Raw genomic sequence first — 15,410 nt, forward strand, 5'->3', positions numbered from 1 at the left:
CCTCAAGCGATGATGGGCGGCGAGCCCTTGAGCACGGCCGGACCGGACGACTGCAACAGCAGCCCCGCGTTGGCGCGCGCGGTGGTCACGGCGTTGGACTGCACCAGCACCGAAGCGTTGGCGCGCAAGGTCAAGCTGGCCAGCGCGCTGACATCGACACTGACTCCCCCCTGGATGCCGACACTGACGCGTCCGTCGAGCGTCAGGCGGGTACCGCTGAGCACGATCTCGCCGCTGGCCTTCAAGTGCAGGCGCGCCGCGCCGGTGACCAGTTCGATCTCGCGGCCCGCTTCGATCCGCAGCGCCTTGCCCACGTCCAGGCGATCGTTGCCGCCAACGGCGTGGGTGCGCTCGCGTTTGACCTCGGCGGTCTCGTTGCCGTCGACGCTGACGAAATGGTCGTTCTCCACTTGGTGGCGCAGATCGCGCTGCGCATGCAGCAGCAGCTCCTCATTGCCTTTCTTGTCGTCGAAACGGATCTCGTTGTAGTCCTCGGCCCCGCCCAGCAGGCTGCGGCTCTTCACCCCGCTGCGGGTGCGGTGCTCGGGCAGCGCATACGGCGGCATCTGGTCGGCGTTGTAGACGCTGCCGATGATCAGCGGGCGATCCGGATTGCCTTCCAGAAAGCTCACTACCACTTCCTGGCCCACGCGCGGAATGTGCTGAGCGCCCCAACGCTTGCCCGCCCACGACTGCGCAACGCGCACCGGGCACGAGCAGTCGGCGTTTGGCGTCCCCGGCGGGCTCCAGAAGAAATTCACCTGGACGCGGCCGTATTGGTCGACCGCGATGTCCTCGGCCTTGTTGCCATCGACGACCGCGGTCTGCAATCCGGCAATGCTCGGACGCGGCGTGGTCTGCGGGGTGCGGAACGGCTGCCGGCTGCGTAACGCACGGAACGTGGCCGCAAACGGCTCGGCAACCGTCTCGCCACCGGATACATAGTCCACTTCGACCAGTTCGGTGTCCGCGCTGGTCACCAAGTATTCCTGGTTGTGCTCGGCCAGCGGAAAGTCGCGCAGCTTGAACAACGCGCCCACCTGCAAACCGCAGGCATCGGTCCAGCCTTGATACTGTGCCTGCGCCACGTTGAGCGCCTCGGCACGCACCTGCGCGTGACGTCGGCCGGCCGCGACATCGAGATGCTCGCCGGGATAGTCGAAAACGTCTAACTCGCCCAGCGCCGGTCCGGAGGACTCGGCCGGGGTCTCGTCCACCCGCAGCGACGCCTTGGGCTTGAGGTAGTCGTAGTCGTCCAGCCGCACGCGCGTGCTGTGCGCGCTGCGCGCCAGCGACCAATCGGTGATCGCGTCCTTCATCCGGCTACCCTTTTGCCCGGGCGGGCAATAAGGGATTTGTGCGAACGGCGCCGAGGACTCGTGCGCGCCAAGGCTGTCGGCCAGCACCAGCGTATGCGTGCTGGCGCTGTGTTCGAAGTAGTAATAGATGCCCTCCTGCTCCATCAGCCGGCTGATGAAGTCCAGTGCACTCTCCCGGTACTGCACGCAGTATTCGCGCGGCCGGTAGCTCGCGCTCAGACGCAACTTGACATCGGTATAGCCGACCTCTGAAAGCAACGTGCGCACCAGATCAGGCACGCTCTTGTTCTTGTAGATGCGGCAATCGCGGCACTGCCCGAGCAACCACAGCTTGGGCACCAGCGAGAAGGCATAGGTGGCGTAGCGCAGCCCCTCGATCTGCTCGAACCCGGTCTGCTCGGCCTCGGCCACGGTGCCGTGGTAGTGCCGCACATAGCCCTGCGGCGAGGTGAGCTTGACCGCCATCGGCTTGCCCAGCAGAGCACGCAGGTCGATCGCCACATCGCGGCTGATGCCATGCAACGCGAACGCATACGGCCGGCCCAGCTCCTCGTGCGCTCTCATCCGCACAAAGCGTAGCGTCTTGCCCAGCGGCGACTGCAGGGTGATGGCATGGGCCATGGTCAGGCTCCCGGCGTGGTCTTGCGGCACATAGGTGCGGAGGTCGATTCCATGCGATAACTTTGCCGGCCGCGCCGGGGTGCAGGGAAATCGATAATCGCGATGCCACACATACCGGGGAGGAGTAGGTCACCGCGCTCACGCCATGGCATCTCCGCAACGCCCGGCATGCCCTCTCAACGGATCAGTTGCTGGATCTGGGCGAGCACCCGCCCATAGTCCGTGCTCGACAGGATGTAGTCCCCATCGAATCGACATACACCGCATCAATGTCGTACAGCCAAGACTCTTCATCAACTCGCTACGCAGCCAGTGCATGAAGGTCGAGCCATGGTTGGCCATGGCGAAGCTGGTGAGGATCCTGCAGGTCATGCGCTCACCCGCCTTGCAGGATCCTGCACGCGCGATCGCAGCATTGCTCCACGGGGCTCCCCGGAATCCACCTCGTTCATGGCCTACATGGCCTACCCAATGCAAGCCGGCTTGGCCGTGCGCCCCTGTCACGGCCTTGTCCATGCCGTTCTCCCTAATACTCGTCGAATCGTGCAGCGCATCAACCGAGCAATGCCCCGATCGGATTCAGCACGTGCCGCCGCCAGCCGCTGCCTTCCGCGCGCAGCCCCGGTTTGATCCACTCCTCCACAAGGCCGTTCTCGCTGCTCAGCACATAGCTGGACTCCTCGACGTAGCGCGAGCTGAAGTCCTTCAGCAGTCCCATCTGCGCCATGTCCGCGTCGTACTGGCTCTGCGTGATCAGATCCTTGTGTCTTTGTCGCCATCCTTGAACAGCGCCGCGTTCAGCGCCACGAACGCCAGCATCTTCTTGTCGTTGCGCGAACTGTCGATCCACGCATCGCCCTCGCCCTGCGCATCACGCCAGTGGCGGAACGCATTCTTCAACAAGCGCAGGTTGCTTTCGCTCGGCGTCCTGCCATAGGCGTCGACCAGCAACTCCAGCGCACGCAGCTCGGCACTGCGCGGATGCAGCGCCCGCGAGGTCTGCTGGATCCACTGCGTGTAGGTGAAAGGCAATGTGGGGCGTGAAATGTCCAGGCTGGTCATGTCGTGGGTCGTTGCTGGTTTTCGTCATCTCGTAGATCTGTGCACGGACGCCTGCGGTGCGCCGCCATCAGACAGCTGCCTCCCTGCTTCGTCACCGTCACGGCGCACATGAACGTGACGATGTACGTGTCATCGCTCGTTTCCTTTCGACCCCATCGTTCTCATTCGCCAACAAAAAAATCAGACCACACACCCGAGCAGCCCGCAGGGACTAATCGGAAGTCATCCGACCTCGTTACTCAAACCCCGCCACTCCACCCCGCGCTGGCCGTGCCCCGGACTTGCTCACTCCCGACACGGGCTTCAATCCTGCCAGAGCCTCATCTTTTTAATCGCAGAGATGGAACGTGACCTCCCGTCGCGACCTACAACCACGGTAATGGCCAGACTCTGAAGATCGTTTGTGATCAGTCCGTAGCACCCGGCCAAGGCACTTCCCTTGGTCTCGATGTGTTCGGATGGACGAAACTGAAAAACGTGCGTCGAAGTGCTCCTAATTTGGCTCCAGGCGTTCCTGCAATCCTGTCCGTCGCCCGTCGACACGTGGCAAACCATTCTCCGCCCGTCCTGAGCATTGTAGACAGCCATCAAACAGCCGCTAAAGTTGTAACTGATCACATCCAGTCCTCCCGAACTGACTGCACTGATGGCATTCGGGATGAAAGGAAGGTACTTCGCAGCGAATTCCACCTCCCTGGGGGTGGTCAGCTCGATCAAGCCACCGCTGCCTGTTTGCCCCCCTTCCTCTCTGGGGAGCCAACTGGCGTCATCGCCAACCTTGATGATCTTTTCCAACATGTAAGCCTCCTCTCATATGCGCATGTGTTCTTTGTCGCGGGATATTGCCCTGCCTGGCGGCTATCAATGAACATCGTCCACCGAGCTAAGGGAAGTTCACTCTGACCCAAGTTTGTCGGATGGCGCCTTGCGGTATCGCTCCCTCAGCGGCGGGAAGATGCGATGCATGTCGGCTGGCGCGTTCGTTTGTCTCGCTATCTCAGTAGGTCATACGTTGACGAAATGGCGCCGCAGCCTGTGCCAGCGACTGACCGTGAAGTCCGCACTGCGGTTGTGAACGGGCAGCCCTCCATTCGACGCGCCGCTCTCGCCACGGGTGAGGTTGCTTACTCCCACCTTCGTCGAATTCTTGAAGGTGATCTGCGGAATGTCGTGGCCGTTATGCTCAAAGAAGAGGTGGTACGCGACATTCGACTCCGCCTTGCGGTGCCTGGTGATATCGAACGACTGCGTCGGCAGGTCGACAGCCAGCTGCGCCTGCACCCAATTACGCAGCGCCACGGGGTCATGGTGGGTGACGTGACCCACAATCAGCAGCCTGTCGCTGGATGTCGCCGTACTTGCATAGTCGCGAAACTTTGCGGCCCCCTGCGCGGCAAAGCTCCTGTCGACCGACGCGAGCGTACTCAACGTGACGTGCCAGCCGACGAGTTCGTCCGGCAACACGACGACCACCGCCACGCATGAACTGACGTTCGGAAAGGCCAGCACGCGACCATGGGCTGCGGTTTCTTCTGCGATGTACTTTGCATGGAGCATTTCGGATCCCGTTCTTGTTGATGCAGCGATGGAGAAGCGTCAAAGCACACGTTCTGCAGCCAACTCTCACTAGACGCGAACCGACGTTTCACGTCAGATGCCGCTGCGCGATGCGGTCTGGCGGCGGACTGGCTCGGATCGCAGTTTTCCTGCAATTGCTGCACGGCCGGCGATCACATGAGGACGCATCTATCCTCGCGTCTTTTCATAGATCACCTCGTCCCTTCGTACACGACCCATCTGCAGATCGCTTCGATCGGCCTTCCAAAGTCGGCATTGACCGACCTTAGCGTTCCAAACCGTGTCACGCGCAACGACAACCGGCTGTTCCTTTCCCACCTTGGCATGGAAGGTAAAAGCTCGGCCCAACTGGCCGAGATGGCGACGAACTTCAACAATCATCCACTTCTGGCAGTCGGCGCAGATCGCCATGTTGACTTCGATGATGATCTCGAATCGCGTTCCGTCCACGGTCGCTCGTACTTCACGACAGATCTTTGGCCATGCCTCTCGCCAGGCTTTGCGTTCGGCGTGATCGGTGAGATCGTTGACCCGCCCTCCACGCCTCCCGCCACCCATGGCGGCATCGCTGCTGCCGTACTCGATACCATTCAGATACACCGTCGCCTTGGCCACCATGTTTTCTGCCCTCAGAATTCGTAGAAAAAGCCGTCAGCCAGGGCCGATGCGCGCGCATGGTTGATTTTTTTGCCATCGATCACCCGAGTGAGAAACTCCCGACTGATCTCCGGCAACATCGAATTCGTCAAAATCGCATCGATCATCCGCCCGCCCGACTCGCTCTCGGTGCAGCGGTTCACCACCAACTCCACCACCGAGTCGTCGTAGTCGAACGGAATCTTGTAGCGCTCCTCGATGCGCTTCTTGATGCGGTTCAACTGCAGTCGCACGATCTGGCCGAGCATGGCGTTACTGAGCGGGTAATACGGAATCGCAACCAGCCGCCCGAGCAATGCCGGCGGAAATACCTTCAACAACGGCTCGCGCAATGCCTTGGCCATACCGTCCGGGTCCGGCATTAGTTCCGGGTCCTTGCACAGGCTGGCGATGAGGTCGGTGCCGGCGTTGCTGGTGAGGATGATCAAGGTGTTGCGGAAGTCGATGCGGCGGCCTTCGCCGTCTTCCATCCAGCCCTTGTCGAAGACCTGGAAGAACAGTTCGTGTACGTCCGAGTGCGCCTTCTCGACTTCGTCCAGCAACAGCACCGAGTAGGGTTTGCGGCGCATCGCTTCGGTCAGCACACCGCCTTCGCCGTAACCCACATAACCCGGGGGTGCACCCTTGAGCGAGGAGACGGTGTGGGCCTCCTGGTATTCGCTCATATTGATGGTGATCAGGTTTTGTTCGCCGCCGTACAGCGTTTCGGCCAGGGCGAGTGCGGTTTCGGTCTTACCCACGCCGGAGGTGCCGGCCAGCAGGAACACGCCGATCGGTTTGTCAGGGTTGTCCAGGCCGGCGCGGCTGGTCTGGATGCGCTTGGCGATCATCTCCATAGCGTGGTCCTGCCCGATCACGCGCTTGGCCAGTAACTCGGGTAAGCGCAGCACGGTGTCGATTTCGTTGCGCGCCATGCGCCCGACCGGGATACCGGTCCAGTCGGCGACCACCGCGGCGACCGCCTGGTAATCGACGGTGGGCAGGATCAACGGCGATTCGCCTTGCAGGGCGGCCAGTTCCGCCTGCACCAGTTGCAGACGTGCCAACAGCGTGTCGCGATCCACCTGTACTGGTGTTTCGAGCACGGCAGTTCTGCCGGACGCGATGTGTTCGGCGTCAGCTTCCAACGCACTTCCAGTACCTTCAACCGGAGCGTTGCCGCCTCGTAGTTGGGCGCGCAGCGACAACAGCTGGTCTACCAAAGTCTTCTCGGCAACCCAGCGCTTCTCCAGTTGGCGCAGGCGACCGTGCTCGCGTTCCAGGAGGCCGGCGCACGCGGCAGCGCGCTCATCCACCACGATGCCGATCGCACGTTCGCGTTCGATGATGGCGTGCTCGGTGTCCAGCGATTCGATGCGGCGGCGGCTGTCGTCCACTTCGGCCGGGGTAGCGTGCAGGCTCACCGCCACGCGGGCGCACGCGGTATCGAGCAGGCTCACCGATTTGTCCGGCAGTTGACGTGCGGGGATATAGCGATGGCTGAGCTTGACCGCCGCTTCCAGCGCTTCGTCTAGGATCTGCACGCGGTGGTGCTGCTCCATCATCGAGGCAACACCACGCATCATGCGCACGGCCTTGGCCTCGTCCGGCTCGTCCACCTGCACGGCCTGGAAGCGCCGCGTCAGCGCAGGGTCTTTTTCGATGTACTTCTTGTACTCGGCAAACGTGGTCGCGCCTACGGTGCGCAAGGTGCCGCGCGCCAACGCGGGCTTGAGCAGGTTGGCCGCATCGCCGGTGCCGGCCGTGCCACCGGCGCCGACCAGGGTGTGGGTTTCATCGACGAACAGGATGATCGGCTTGGGGCTGGCCTGTACTTCGTCGATGACTGCGCGCAGGCGCTGTTCGAATTCGCCCTTCATGCTGGCACCAGCCTGCAATAGACCAACATCCAGCGTGCGTAGTTGCACGTCCTTCAGCGCGGGCGGTACGTCGCCGCGTGCGATGCGTTGTGCGAAACCTTCGACCACCGCGGTCTTGCCGACGCCGGCTTCGCCGACCAAGATCGGGTTGTTCTGGCGGCGGCGCATCAGGATGTCGACCACCTGGCGGATCTCGTCGTCGCGGCCGACGATCGGGTCCAGCTTGCCCTCGCGCGCCTGCGCGGTGAGGTCGACCGTATAGAGCGCAAGCGCAGCGCCACCACCCACGGCGGTTGGTCCGGCGGGAGCGCCTGCCATAGCGACCTCGGTGGCGTCATCCTCCGACGAACCGGCGATGATGTCCTGCAGGTCTTCGACCAGTGCCTCCGCGCGCAGCTTGGCGAACTCATTCGACATCGCAAGCAATCCGTTACGCAGGCTGCGTGTATGCAAAATGGCCACCAACAGATCGCCGCCACGGATACGCTGCCGCCCGTAACGCAACGTACAGTGCACCCAGGCGCGTTCCACTGCCTCCTCCACGCTGGCCGATAGATCAAAGTACCCACCGCCGCCGCGCGGCAGTCGATCGAGCGCCGCGATCAGATCCTGCGCAAGTCGCGAGGTATCGAGAGAAAAATGACGCACGATGCGATGCAAGTCGCCGTCCTGCGCCTGCAGCAGCTGATGCAGCCAATGCACCAGTTCCACCTCGCGGTCGCCACGCAGCCTGCAGAACGTGGTGGCCGACTCGATACCGCGATAGGTGGTTTTGTTGAGCTTGCCGAACAAGGCGGCGCGACTGATGTCTGCCATGGAAACTCCAGAAGTGGGAACTGAGAAATGAATCAGGGCGACGCAAGCACGAGCTGGTCGGCGTCGAGCGGGCGGCGATAGTGGCCGAGCCAGAGCGACAGACCGATACGCTGGCCCTGCCCCAGCACCGGCAACGGCACGTCTTCGCGCGCCAGCACCAGCTGTAGGTCCCAGGCCTGCTCGTCGCCGATGTAGCCGCGCACGGCGGCGGTGAGCATGGCCAGCGCGTGGCTACCGGGCAGGAACTCGCGATAGCGGGCGATATCCAGCGGCCCAAGACGCAAACGGAAGCGATGCTGCGCATTGCGCGCCGACGCGCCGAGCGTGGCGTCACGCCCGATGCGCGCGGCGGCACGGCCCATCCGCAGCCGTCCGTCCTCGGGTAACGGCAGCCAGTTGGCAATGAACTCCTGCACCTGCACGGGGATGTCGAACAAGCCGATCAACACGGCGCGCAGACCTTCCGCATTGCGCGCCTGGGCAACGAAGCGGCCGGCGAAGTGGCGTCGTGCAGCCACCGGCATCGCATCGCGACCATGCAGCGCGGGTTGATCCATACCCGTTAATGCATCCAGCCGCGCGCCGAAGCGGTCATCGCCCGGGCGGTCCATCTGCACGGTAGGACGCGCATCGGCCCAGGCGCGATACCACAAGGTAAGCATGCGATGGTGAAAAATGTCGGCGAAGGCGGCAAAGGTCGGGTCGCCGGCGCCCTCGCGTTCGATCGCATGTTCGGTCAGGTGCAGCGGCAACGCACCATGCGGGCCAAACAAACCCAGCGACAGCGTGCGCAGTATTGGCGGTCGACCGTCCACACCGGCATGCAGGCTGTCGATGTCGCGCGGAGGAAATTCCAGCGAGGCGCGCTGGGCCAGGCGCACGGGCTCCTCCAGCGGGCGTGCTGCCTGGCCCAGTCGCGGTTGTGCCGGATGCGCGCACTCCAGCCGCCGCAACGCTTCGAACAGCTCGAAGTCCTGCGGTTGCGCATCCAGCCGCGCCAGCAGCGCTACAGGATCGGCCGATTGCCGAGATGGGCTGGCCATCGGGCGACCTCGTTGCGTTCGAGCGTGCACAGCACGGTTTCGGTAAAGGAATTGAGCGATGCCTGCCGGGCGAAGACATGCCGCAGCACCGAGGCCAGCAGATAGACGCCCTGCCCTTCAAAGGCAGCGTCGTCGCAGGTCAGGGTGATCTCGAGTCCACGGCCGTAGGTGGCCGGGCCAGGCAGCGGGATACGCCGCACGATCGGGCGCGAGGCGATGCGACGCACGCCGTCCACCTGTCGCCGCGCTGCGGCATCGTGCGGGTCGTGGTATAGCGTGAGCATCTCGCGCAATGCAGTGGCGCCGTCGTCGCCGGCATCCAGCAGCGAGAGATAGTTCAATTGCAGATGGCTGATCAGGCGCCAGCGCGTATCGCCGGCGGTCACGCCCGAGCGCGGTCGCGTTGGGCCGGCCACGCAACGGATCGCCGCCACCGGGCCGCCGTCGTCGAGCACGAAGTCGGTGCTGGACTTGCCGACAGGCATATGCAGCGGCAGATCGCGATTGCTGCACCACAGCTGCATGCCCAGTTGCCGCAGTTCGTGCGGATATGGCGCCTGGTCGCCATCGACCAGCGACAGGAACACCTCGCTGCCGACATAGCTCGAGCGCGGGCCGGTGCGGCGTTGGCCCGACGACAGCCGCCGCGGCTGTCGTCGCAGGGCATAGAACGCCGAGCGCCGCTCATGCCAGCTGCGCGGCTGCGCGCCATAGAACGGCTCGAAGCGTTGCATCGGCGCATTAGCATCTCCGAAGCCTTCGACCTGCTCCACGCCATGGATCTCGAAATCCATCGGCCGCGTGCGGTCGGCCAGCACGTGATGCTCGGAGAGACCGGGATGCAGGTGGATGCGATCACCACGCCTGGGAAACAGATTGATCGCCGGGGTGCAATGCAGGCGGAAGTTGCTCGCATCCACCGCATTGTCGAGCCGCTCGACGCTGCGATCCAACCACACCAGAATCTCGAACTCGGCGCACGCCGCGCGCGTCAGCACCTGCGCCAGGCCATCGAAGGCGGCGAACAGGAAACGCTCGGGACAGGCAAAGTATTCCTGCAGCAGGCGGTAGCCGCTGAACGAGCGTTCGCTACGCGGCAGCAGTGCTTGCGCGTCGTCGAAGCCCTGCGGCTGCAGATGCTCAGGGCCAAACGAGTGCGTGAGCACCTGCCCATCGGCAGAATGGGCACGCACCATGAATCCCAGCGCATTGGCATGCAGTTGTTCGTAGAGGGTGCCGGCCAGTCCGTCGGCACCCGTCATGAAGATCGGCAACGTGTCCAGCGCCAGCATGTCCAGGCGCAGACCGGCGTGCACGTTGAAGACCAGGCGCAGGCCGGCGCGTGCGCGCGGCTCGACCGGCACGCCGAGCGTGGCCAGCGCTGCCGGCGAGGCCAGGTAGCTGGCAGCGGTCAGGCGCAGGGGCAACAGCGTCACCGCGTGCGCGGTCCGATATTCGCAGGCAGTACGGTCGCCATGCCCGATCAACGAGCGCAGCGCGCTGCCACGCGGTACCACATGCCCCGCTGGCCCGATGCCCTCGCCCTGCTCCGGTTGCAGCTCCACCACGGCCATCGACGGCACCGGCGACAGGAAGTGCGGATAGAGCATTTCCATCAGGTGCTGGGCGAACACCGGCTGCTGGGCTTCCAGCTCCAGCTGCACGCGCGCGGACAGGAACGCGAATCCTTCCAGCAGGCGTTCGACATACGGGTCGGCGCAGTCGATGCCGCTCATCCCGAGCCGGCCGGCCACCTTCGGATACGCCTGCGCAAACTCCGCACCCATCTCGCGCACGTGCTGCAACTCGCGGTTGTAGTGATGGAGCAGGCGCGGGTCCATGAGTCAGTGGGTCCCAGACGACAGGTTGAAGCGACCGGTTTCCAGATCGAGATCGGTGCGCAGATACAGCGCCAGCGGCAGTGGCTGTGCCCACAGTTCGGAGTCGATGACGAACGACAGCGACATGCGATCCATGCGACCGGCGTCCACTTTCGCGGTGACCTGCAGGCTGGCCGCAGCCAGCCGCGGCTCGAAGGCCACGATCGCCGCACGAATGCGGTTTTGCAGTTCGATCACGTCCAGCCCCGCCAGCCGTGCGCCGGCCAGGTCAGGAATGCCATAGTTGAGCACCGAACTGGCGACATGCGGGTACGCCTGCAGCGCGTCCTCGTGCCAGTGGCGGGTGCAATTGAGCAGCCAGGCCAAATCGCGCATGACGCAATCGCGCAGCTTGGCCGGACTGATCGCCCGCGCGTCGCGGCTTTCCGCCAGCTCATGCCGGCGGTCATCGATCAATCGGTCGAGCAGCGAGGGCTGCAAGCGCTCTTGTTGGGTCAGTTCGGCCATGATGCTTCCACCGGGGCGGTATCGAATTGAAGGTGGCGGATGTCGAGTACTGCGTAGTCGTCCTCGCTGCCGGCCAGCAGGCGCTGCCCAAGACCGCACGCAGACAGGTCTTCGCCCTCCCAGGCGGTGCGCTGGCCGAGGCGGATCGCGCCGTCCTCGCTGTGCTGGCTGCCGGGGTAACGGCACGGCACCACGCCAGGGCTGTGCGTGCCGTTGCGCCATTCGATCTCCACGGCCTGCCAGAGCAGGTCGCGCAAGCTGGTGGGAGCCTCCAAGCGCAGGCTGCGCAGTTGGGCAAACGGCACCCAGGCGTTGCCCGCTTCGAGGATGACCTCCAGACAGGGGCCAAACCGCGGGTCTGCGTCCGCTAGCCAGTCGAAACGCTGGCCATCGACGTGGCCCGCGATCGCGTCGGCCTGTGCAAGCGCCAGGGCACGCCGTCGTGCCGCCTGCCCTGGCTCACCGTCGCGATCATGCTGCAATGCCTGCAGCAGATCGTGCTGCCACGGCGGTACCTGGCCGGGCATCAGTGGCATCATCCGGCCGGCCAGCACCTGCTCGCGTTCCAGTTCGGCGTCGATGATGCGCACATATGCACCGGCTACCCCGCCCCAGCCCTGGTCCAACGCTGCGGCCAGCTGCACCTGCTGTTTCGCCCGCTGCCACTCCCCCGCCACGGCCAGCAGTTGGAACAACCCGATGCGCGCGTCGGCATCGGCCGGGCACTGCCGCACCCAGTCCTTGGCGGTGGCCAACGATTGCGTGGGGTTGCCCGCCTTGAGCAGGCGGACGCAGGCATGTTCGGGATGGAGGGTAGACATCGGCAGTGGCGCTCCGGTCGGGGGATGCGTGGGCTCAGGACTTCTTCACTTCCTGCATGTTGAAAGTGAAATCCTTGGTACCGCCCTGCTTCTTGCCCTTGTCGTCCTGAGGCTGGAACGAATACTTGAACTTGCCGAAATGCAGAGTCACGTTTTCGGTCAGACGGTCTTCGCCGCCGCTGCCGCCTGTGGACACGGAGGTGATCATCACGCCCTCGCTCAGCTCAAGCGTCACGTAGTCGGTCTGCTCGCCGGTGGCGTTGGTGACATACAGCGTGGCCGAATCCACGCGCGCGCCCGTGCAACACGCATTGAGCAAAGCGTTGGAGCAACTGTCGACGTATTTGGTGATGGAAATATCCTGCACGTTGGCCTTGCCGCCGGCCGCATAACCGGCGCCGGTATGCAGGTTGCCGGTGTTGCTGGTGCCCCAGGACCAGGCAATGATCGGCACTTCGTCCTTGTGCTTGGAATGATTGGACGCGCCCTTGATCTCGACGTCGCCCGATCCGAATTTGAGATGCATATCGAAAGCCATGGAACTTCTCCAGTGATGGGTGGTGCGGAAAGGGGAGCCGATCCCGCAGCCTTGTCAGCCGCAGGTCGTGAGTGCTTGAGTGCGAGGCCCGTGGCCGATCAGGCGGCCTGCGCCGACGGCAAGCGCGAGACCAGACGCAGCGATACCGTCAGGCCTTCGAGCTGGTAGTGCGGGCGCAGGAAAAACTTGGAGGTGTAGTAGCCGGGGTTGCCCTCGACCTCTTCGACCACCACCTCGGCAGCAGCCAAAGGCTTGCGCGCCTTGGTTTCCTCGCTGGAGTTGGCCGGGTCGCCATCGACGTAGTTCATCACCCAGTCGGTCAACCAACTCTGCATCTGCTGCCGCGTACTGAACGAGCCGACCTTGTCGCGCACGATGCACTTCAGGTAATGCGCGAAGCGGCAGCAGGCGAACATGTACGGCAGGCGTGCGCTCAGCGCCGCATTGGCGGTGGCGTCCGGGTCGTCGTATTCCTCGGGCTTGCCCAACGACTGCGCGCTGATGAAGGCCGCCATGTCGGTGTTCTTGCGATGCACCAGCGGCATCAGGCCCATCTTGTCGAGTTCGGCCGAGCGGCGGTCGGTAATGGCGACCTCGGTCGGGCACTTCATGTCGATACCGCCGTCGTCGGCCGGGAAGGTATGCGTCGGTAGCCCCTCCACTGCCCCGCCCGACTCGACGCCGCGAATGCGGGTGCACCAGCCGTACTGCTTGAACGAGCGGTTGATGTTGACCGCCATCGCATAGGCTGCGTTCTGCCAGGTGTAGCGTGACGAATCGGCGCCCCGGGTGTCCTCTTCGAAACCGAACGCCTCCACCGGATCGGTCTTGGCCCCGTAGGGCAGCCTCGCCAACGTACGTGGCATCGCGAGCGCCAGGTATTTGGCATCCTCGCTCTGGCGCAACGAACGCCATGCCGCGTAATCGGGCGTTGAAAAAATCTTGGACAGATCGCGCGGGTTCGACAGCTCGCTCCAGCTTTCCATGCCCATCAGGCCGGGACCCGCAGCGGCGATGAAGGGAGCGTGCGAGGCTGCGGCGATCTGGCTGATGCCGCGCAGCATGTCGACGTCCTGCGGGCTATGGTCGAAGTGGTAATCGCCGATCAGGCAGCCGTAGGGTTCGCCGCCAAGCTGGCCGTATTCGGCCTCGTAGATCTTCTTGAACACCGGGCTCTGGTCCCAGACGGTGCCCTTGAACCGCTTGAGGTTCTTGGCGAGTTCCTTCTTGGACACGTTGAGCACGCGGATCTTCAACTGCATGTCAGATTCGGTATTGCTGACCAGATAATGCAAACCGCGCCACGCGCCCTCCAGCGCCTGGAACTGCGGAGCGTGCAGGATGAGGTTGAGTTGCTCGGTGATCTTGCGGTCGATTTCGGCCACGTAGGCATTGATCGTTTGCGCAACGTCGTCGCTGATGATGTCGCTGCGCTCCAGCACCTGCTCGGCCAGGGTGCGCACAGCCAGCCGCACTTCTTCTCCGGCGCGTTCGCTACGCGGGCGGAATTCGCGTGTCAACAGGGCCGCAAAGTCGTCGGACTGGGTGGTCTGCGGCTGGGTGTCGGCAAGGTCTTGGGCAGCGGAAAGGTTTCGGGTCGCCATGGGGTTACTCATCCGTCGACTTGGGGGCCGCGACCAGCGAGCGCAGCAGGGTGGGATCCTTGATCGCATCGGCGATCAGGCGCTCGGCACCGGCCTTGCCATCGAGGTAAGTGCCTAGATTGGCCAGCTGGGTACGCGCTTCCAGCAGCTCGGCCAGCGGTGCCACCTTCTTCACCACGGCGGTTGGCGAAAAATCGTCCAGGCTGTCGAAGGTGATATCGACAGGCAACGCGCCGCTGCCGGTGAGGGTATTGGCAACGCTCATTGCCACTCGCGGCTGCATGGCGCGCAGCCGGCTGTCGAAATTGTCGACATCGATCTCCATCGCCTCGCGTGCTTCCAGCGCCGGCAGGTTTTCGGTATTGGCGCCGGACAGATCCGACAACACACCCATGACGAACGGCACCTGCACTTTCTTTTGCGAGCCGTAGATCTCGACGTCGTATTCGATCTGCACGCGTGGCGCACGATTCCTGGCAATGAACTTCTGACTGCTGCTGCGAACGGACATGCGGCCTCCGATGATCTGCATGGTTGCTGGGCGCTGCGGTCGCAGCGGCCGTGTGGCAAAGGCGTATCCCTTGCACCGGATGCGCATCGTGTGCGCTGCCGCCTGCGCGGTGAAATCGAACACCGGGATGGCAGGTATGGATGTGCGTGATGGGCGTGGCCGCAGGATCCAGTGACGGCAGCGGCGTAGGCCGACGGCACGCTCGAGCGCGCTTGCGTCATCTGTGCGGCCGGTGATTTGGGGCTGGTCCGCCGCGCGTTGAGTCAAGCTACGAGAGCAACCGGCACGTTGCGATCGCATCGCTCTCCATGGGGCGCAGAGGCGGATCGCCATGCAGCCCCCGACTCTTGCCAGCGTGCATCCGAATGTGGGGATGGACAGCAAGACCGGCGATGCACATCGCCAGAGTGAGAGCACGGCCGCCATGCGGTTGCGCGTATAGGTGCCATACGATCAAACGGCGTGCCGGCTCGTTTACGATTTACGCGCAGCACATCACGTGTCGCCACGCACGTCTTCGGCGTTGTTTCCGTCCGGTGCCTCCCCATGATTCATTTGCCAAGATCCACGCCTCGCCCACTAGCAACGTGCCTGCTGGCGGCGGCCTTGATGTGTACGAATGCGGGGTGGGCT

At 63.8% G+C, this 15,410-nt stretch carries 14 protein-coding genes; all 14 read right to left on the reverse strand.

The features are described from left to right. Positions 1-2: 2 nt before the first annotated feature. The 14 genes from tssI to tssB all read right to left on the reverse strand — a co-directional run bounded on the left by tssI (position 3) and on the right by tssB (position 14,798). Complete coding sequence (tssI, locus tag QRM89_RS16890) at positions 3-1,940, reverse strand: type VI secretion system tip protein TssI/VgrG (RefSeq protein ID WP_103701138.1); 1,938 nt, start codon at positions 1,938-1,940, stop codon at positions 3-5. A gap of 553 nt (positions 1,941-2,493) precedes the next feature. Then, on the reverse strand, positions 2,494-2,667 hold the full coding sequence (locus QRM89_RS16895) for a hypothetical protein (protein ID WP_164496904.1): 174 nt from the start codon (positions 2,665-2,667) through the stop codon (positions 2,494-2,496). A 26-nt stretch (positions 2,668-2,693) separates the two neighbouring features. After that, positions 2,694-3,002, reverse strand: coding sequence for a hypothetical protein (locus QRM89_RS16900; protein WP_115577076.1), 309 nt, complete (start codon positions 3,000-3,002; stop codon positions 2,694-2,696). Between the two features lie 303 nt (positions 3,003-3,305). Continuing rightward, positions 3,306-3,800, reverse strand: a complete 495-nt coding sequence (locus tag QRM89_RS16905) for a hypothetical protein (RefSeq protein ID WP_114998632.1) — start codon at positions 3,798-3,800, stop codon at positions 3,306-3,308. Between the two features lie 207 nt (positions 3,801-4,007). After that, positions 4,008-4,559, reverse strand: coding sequence for a hypothetical protein (locus tag QRM89_RS16910; protein WP_114998630.1), 552 nt, complete (start codon positions 4,557-4,559; stop codon positions 4,008-4,010). A 189-nt stretch (positions 4,560-4,748) separates the two neighbouring features. After that, complete coding sequence (locus QRM89_RS16915) at positions 4,749-5,198, reverse strand: hypothetical protein (protein WP_114998628.1); 450 nt, start codon at positions 5,196-5,198, stop codon at positions 4,749-4,751. 11 nt (positions 5,199-5,209) lie between these two features. Beyond that, positions 5,210-7,912: a type VI secretion system ATPase TssH gene (gene tssH, locus QRM89_RS16920; RefSeq protein ID WP_285448528.1), complete on the reverse strand. Its 2,703-nt coding sequence runs from the start codon at positions 7,910-7,912 to the stop codon at positions 5,210-5,212. Positions 7,913-7,944: 32 nt separating this feature from the next. After that, a complete protein-coding gene (gene tssG / locus QRM89_RS16925) occupies positions 7,945-8,955 on the reverse strand; it encodes a type VI secretion system baseplate subunit TssG (RefSeq protein ID WP_285448529.1) in 1,011 nt (336 codons plus the stop codon). Next, positions 8,919-10,796 carry a type VI secretion system baseplate subunit TssF gene (gene tssF, locus QRM89_RS16930; RefSeq protein ID WP_285448530.1) on the reverse strand — a complete coding sequence of 626 codons (1,878 nt, stop codon included), beginning with the start codon at positions 10,794-10,796 and terminating at the stop codon, positions 8,919-8,921. Before tssF ends, tssG begins: the two co-directional genes overlap by 37 nt. A 3-nt stretch (positions 10,797-10,799) precedes the next feature. Further along, positions 10,800-11,303, reverse strand: a complete 504-nt coding sequence (tssE, locus tag QRM89_RS16935) for a type VI secretion system baseplate subunit TssE (RefSeq protein ID WP_103701517.1) — start codon at positions 11,301-11,303, stop codon at positions 10,800-10,802. Beyond that, positions 11,291-12,124, reverse strand: a complete 834-nt coding sequence (locus tag QRM89_RS16940) for a type VI secretion system accessory protein TagJ (protein WP_285448531.1) — start codon at positions 12,122-12,124, stop codon at positions 11,291-11,293. Before QRM89_RS16940 ends, tssE begins: the two co-directional genes overlap by 13 nt. 34 nt (positions 12,125-12,158) lie before the next feature. Next, a complete protein-coding gene (locus QRM89_RS16945; protein WP_103701521.1) occupies positions 12,159-12,662 on the reverse strand; it encodes a type VI secretion system tube protein Hcp in 504 nt (167 codons plus the stop codon). A gap of 98 nt (positions 12,663-12,760) precedes the next feature. After that, positions 12,761-14,278, reverse strand: a complete 1,518-nt coding sequence (gene tssC, locus QRM89_RS16950; RefSeq protein ID WP_114998619.1) for a type VI secretion system contractile sheath large subunit — start codon at positions 14,276-14,278, stop codon at positions 12,761-12,763. Then, positions 14,271-14,798, reverse strand: a complete 528-nt coding sequence (gene tssB, locus QRM89_RS16955) for a type VI secretion system contractile sheath small subunit (RefSeq protein ID WP_103701600.1) — start codon at positions 14,796-14,798, stop codon at positions 14,271-14,273. Before tssB ends, tssC begins: the two co-directional genes overlap by 8 nt. Between the last annotated feature and the right edge of the window lie 612 nt (positions 14,799-15,410).

The organism is Xanthomonas sp. LMC-A-07 (genome assembly GCF_030208825.1).
Classification (GTDB): Bacteria; Pseudomonadota; Gammaproteobacteria; order Xanthomonadales; family Xanthomonadaceae; genus Xanthomonas; species Xanthomonas campestris.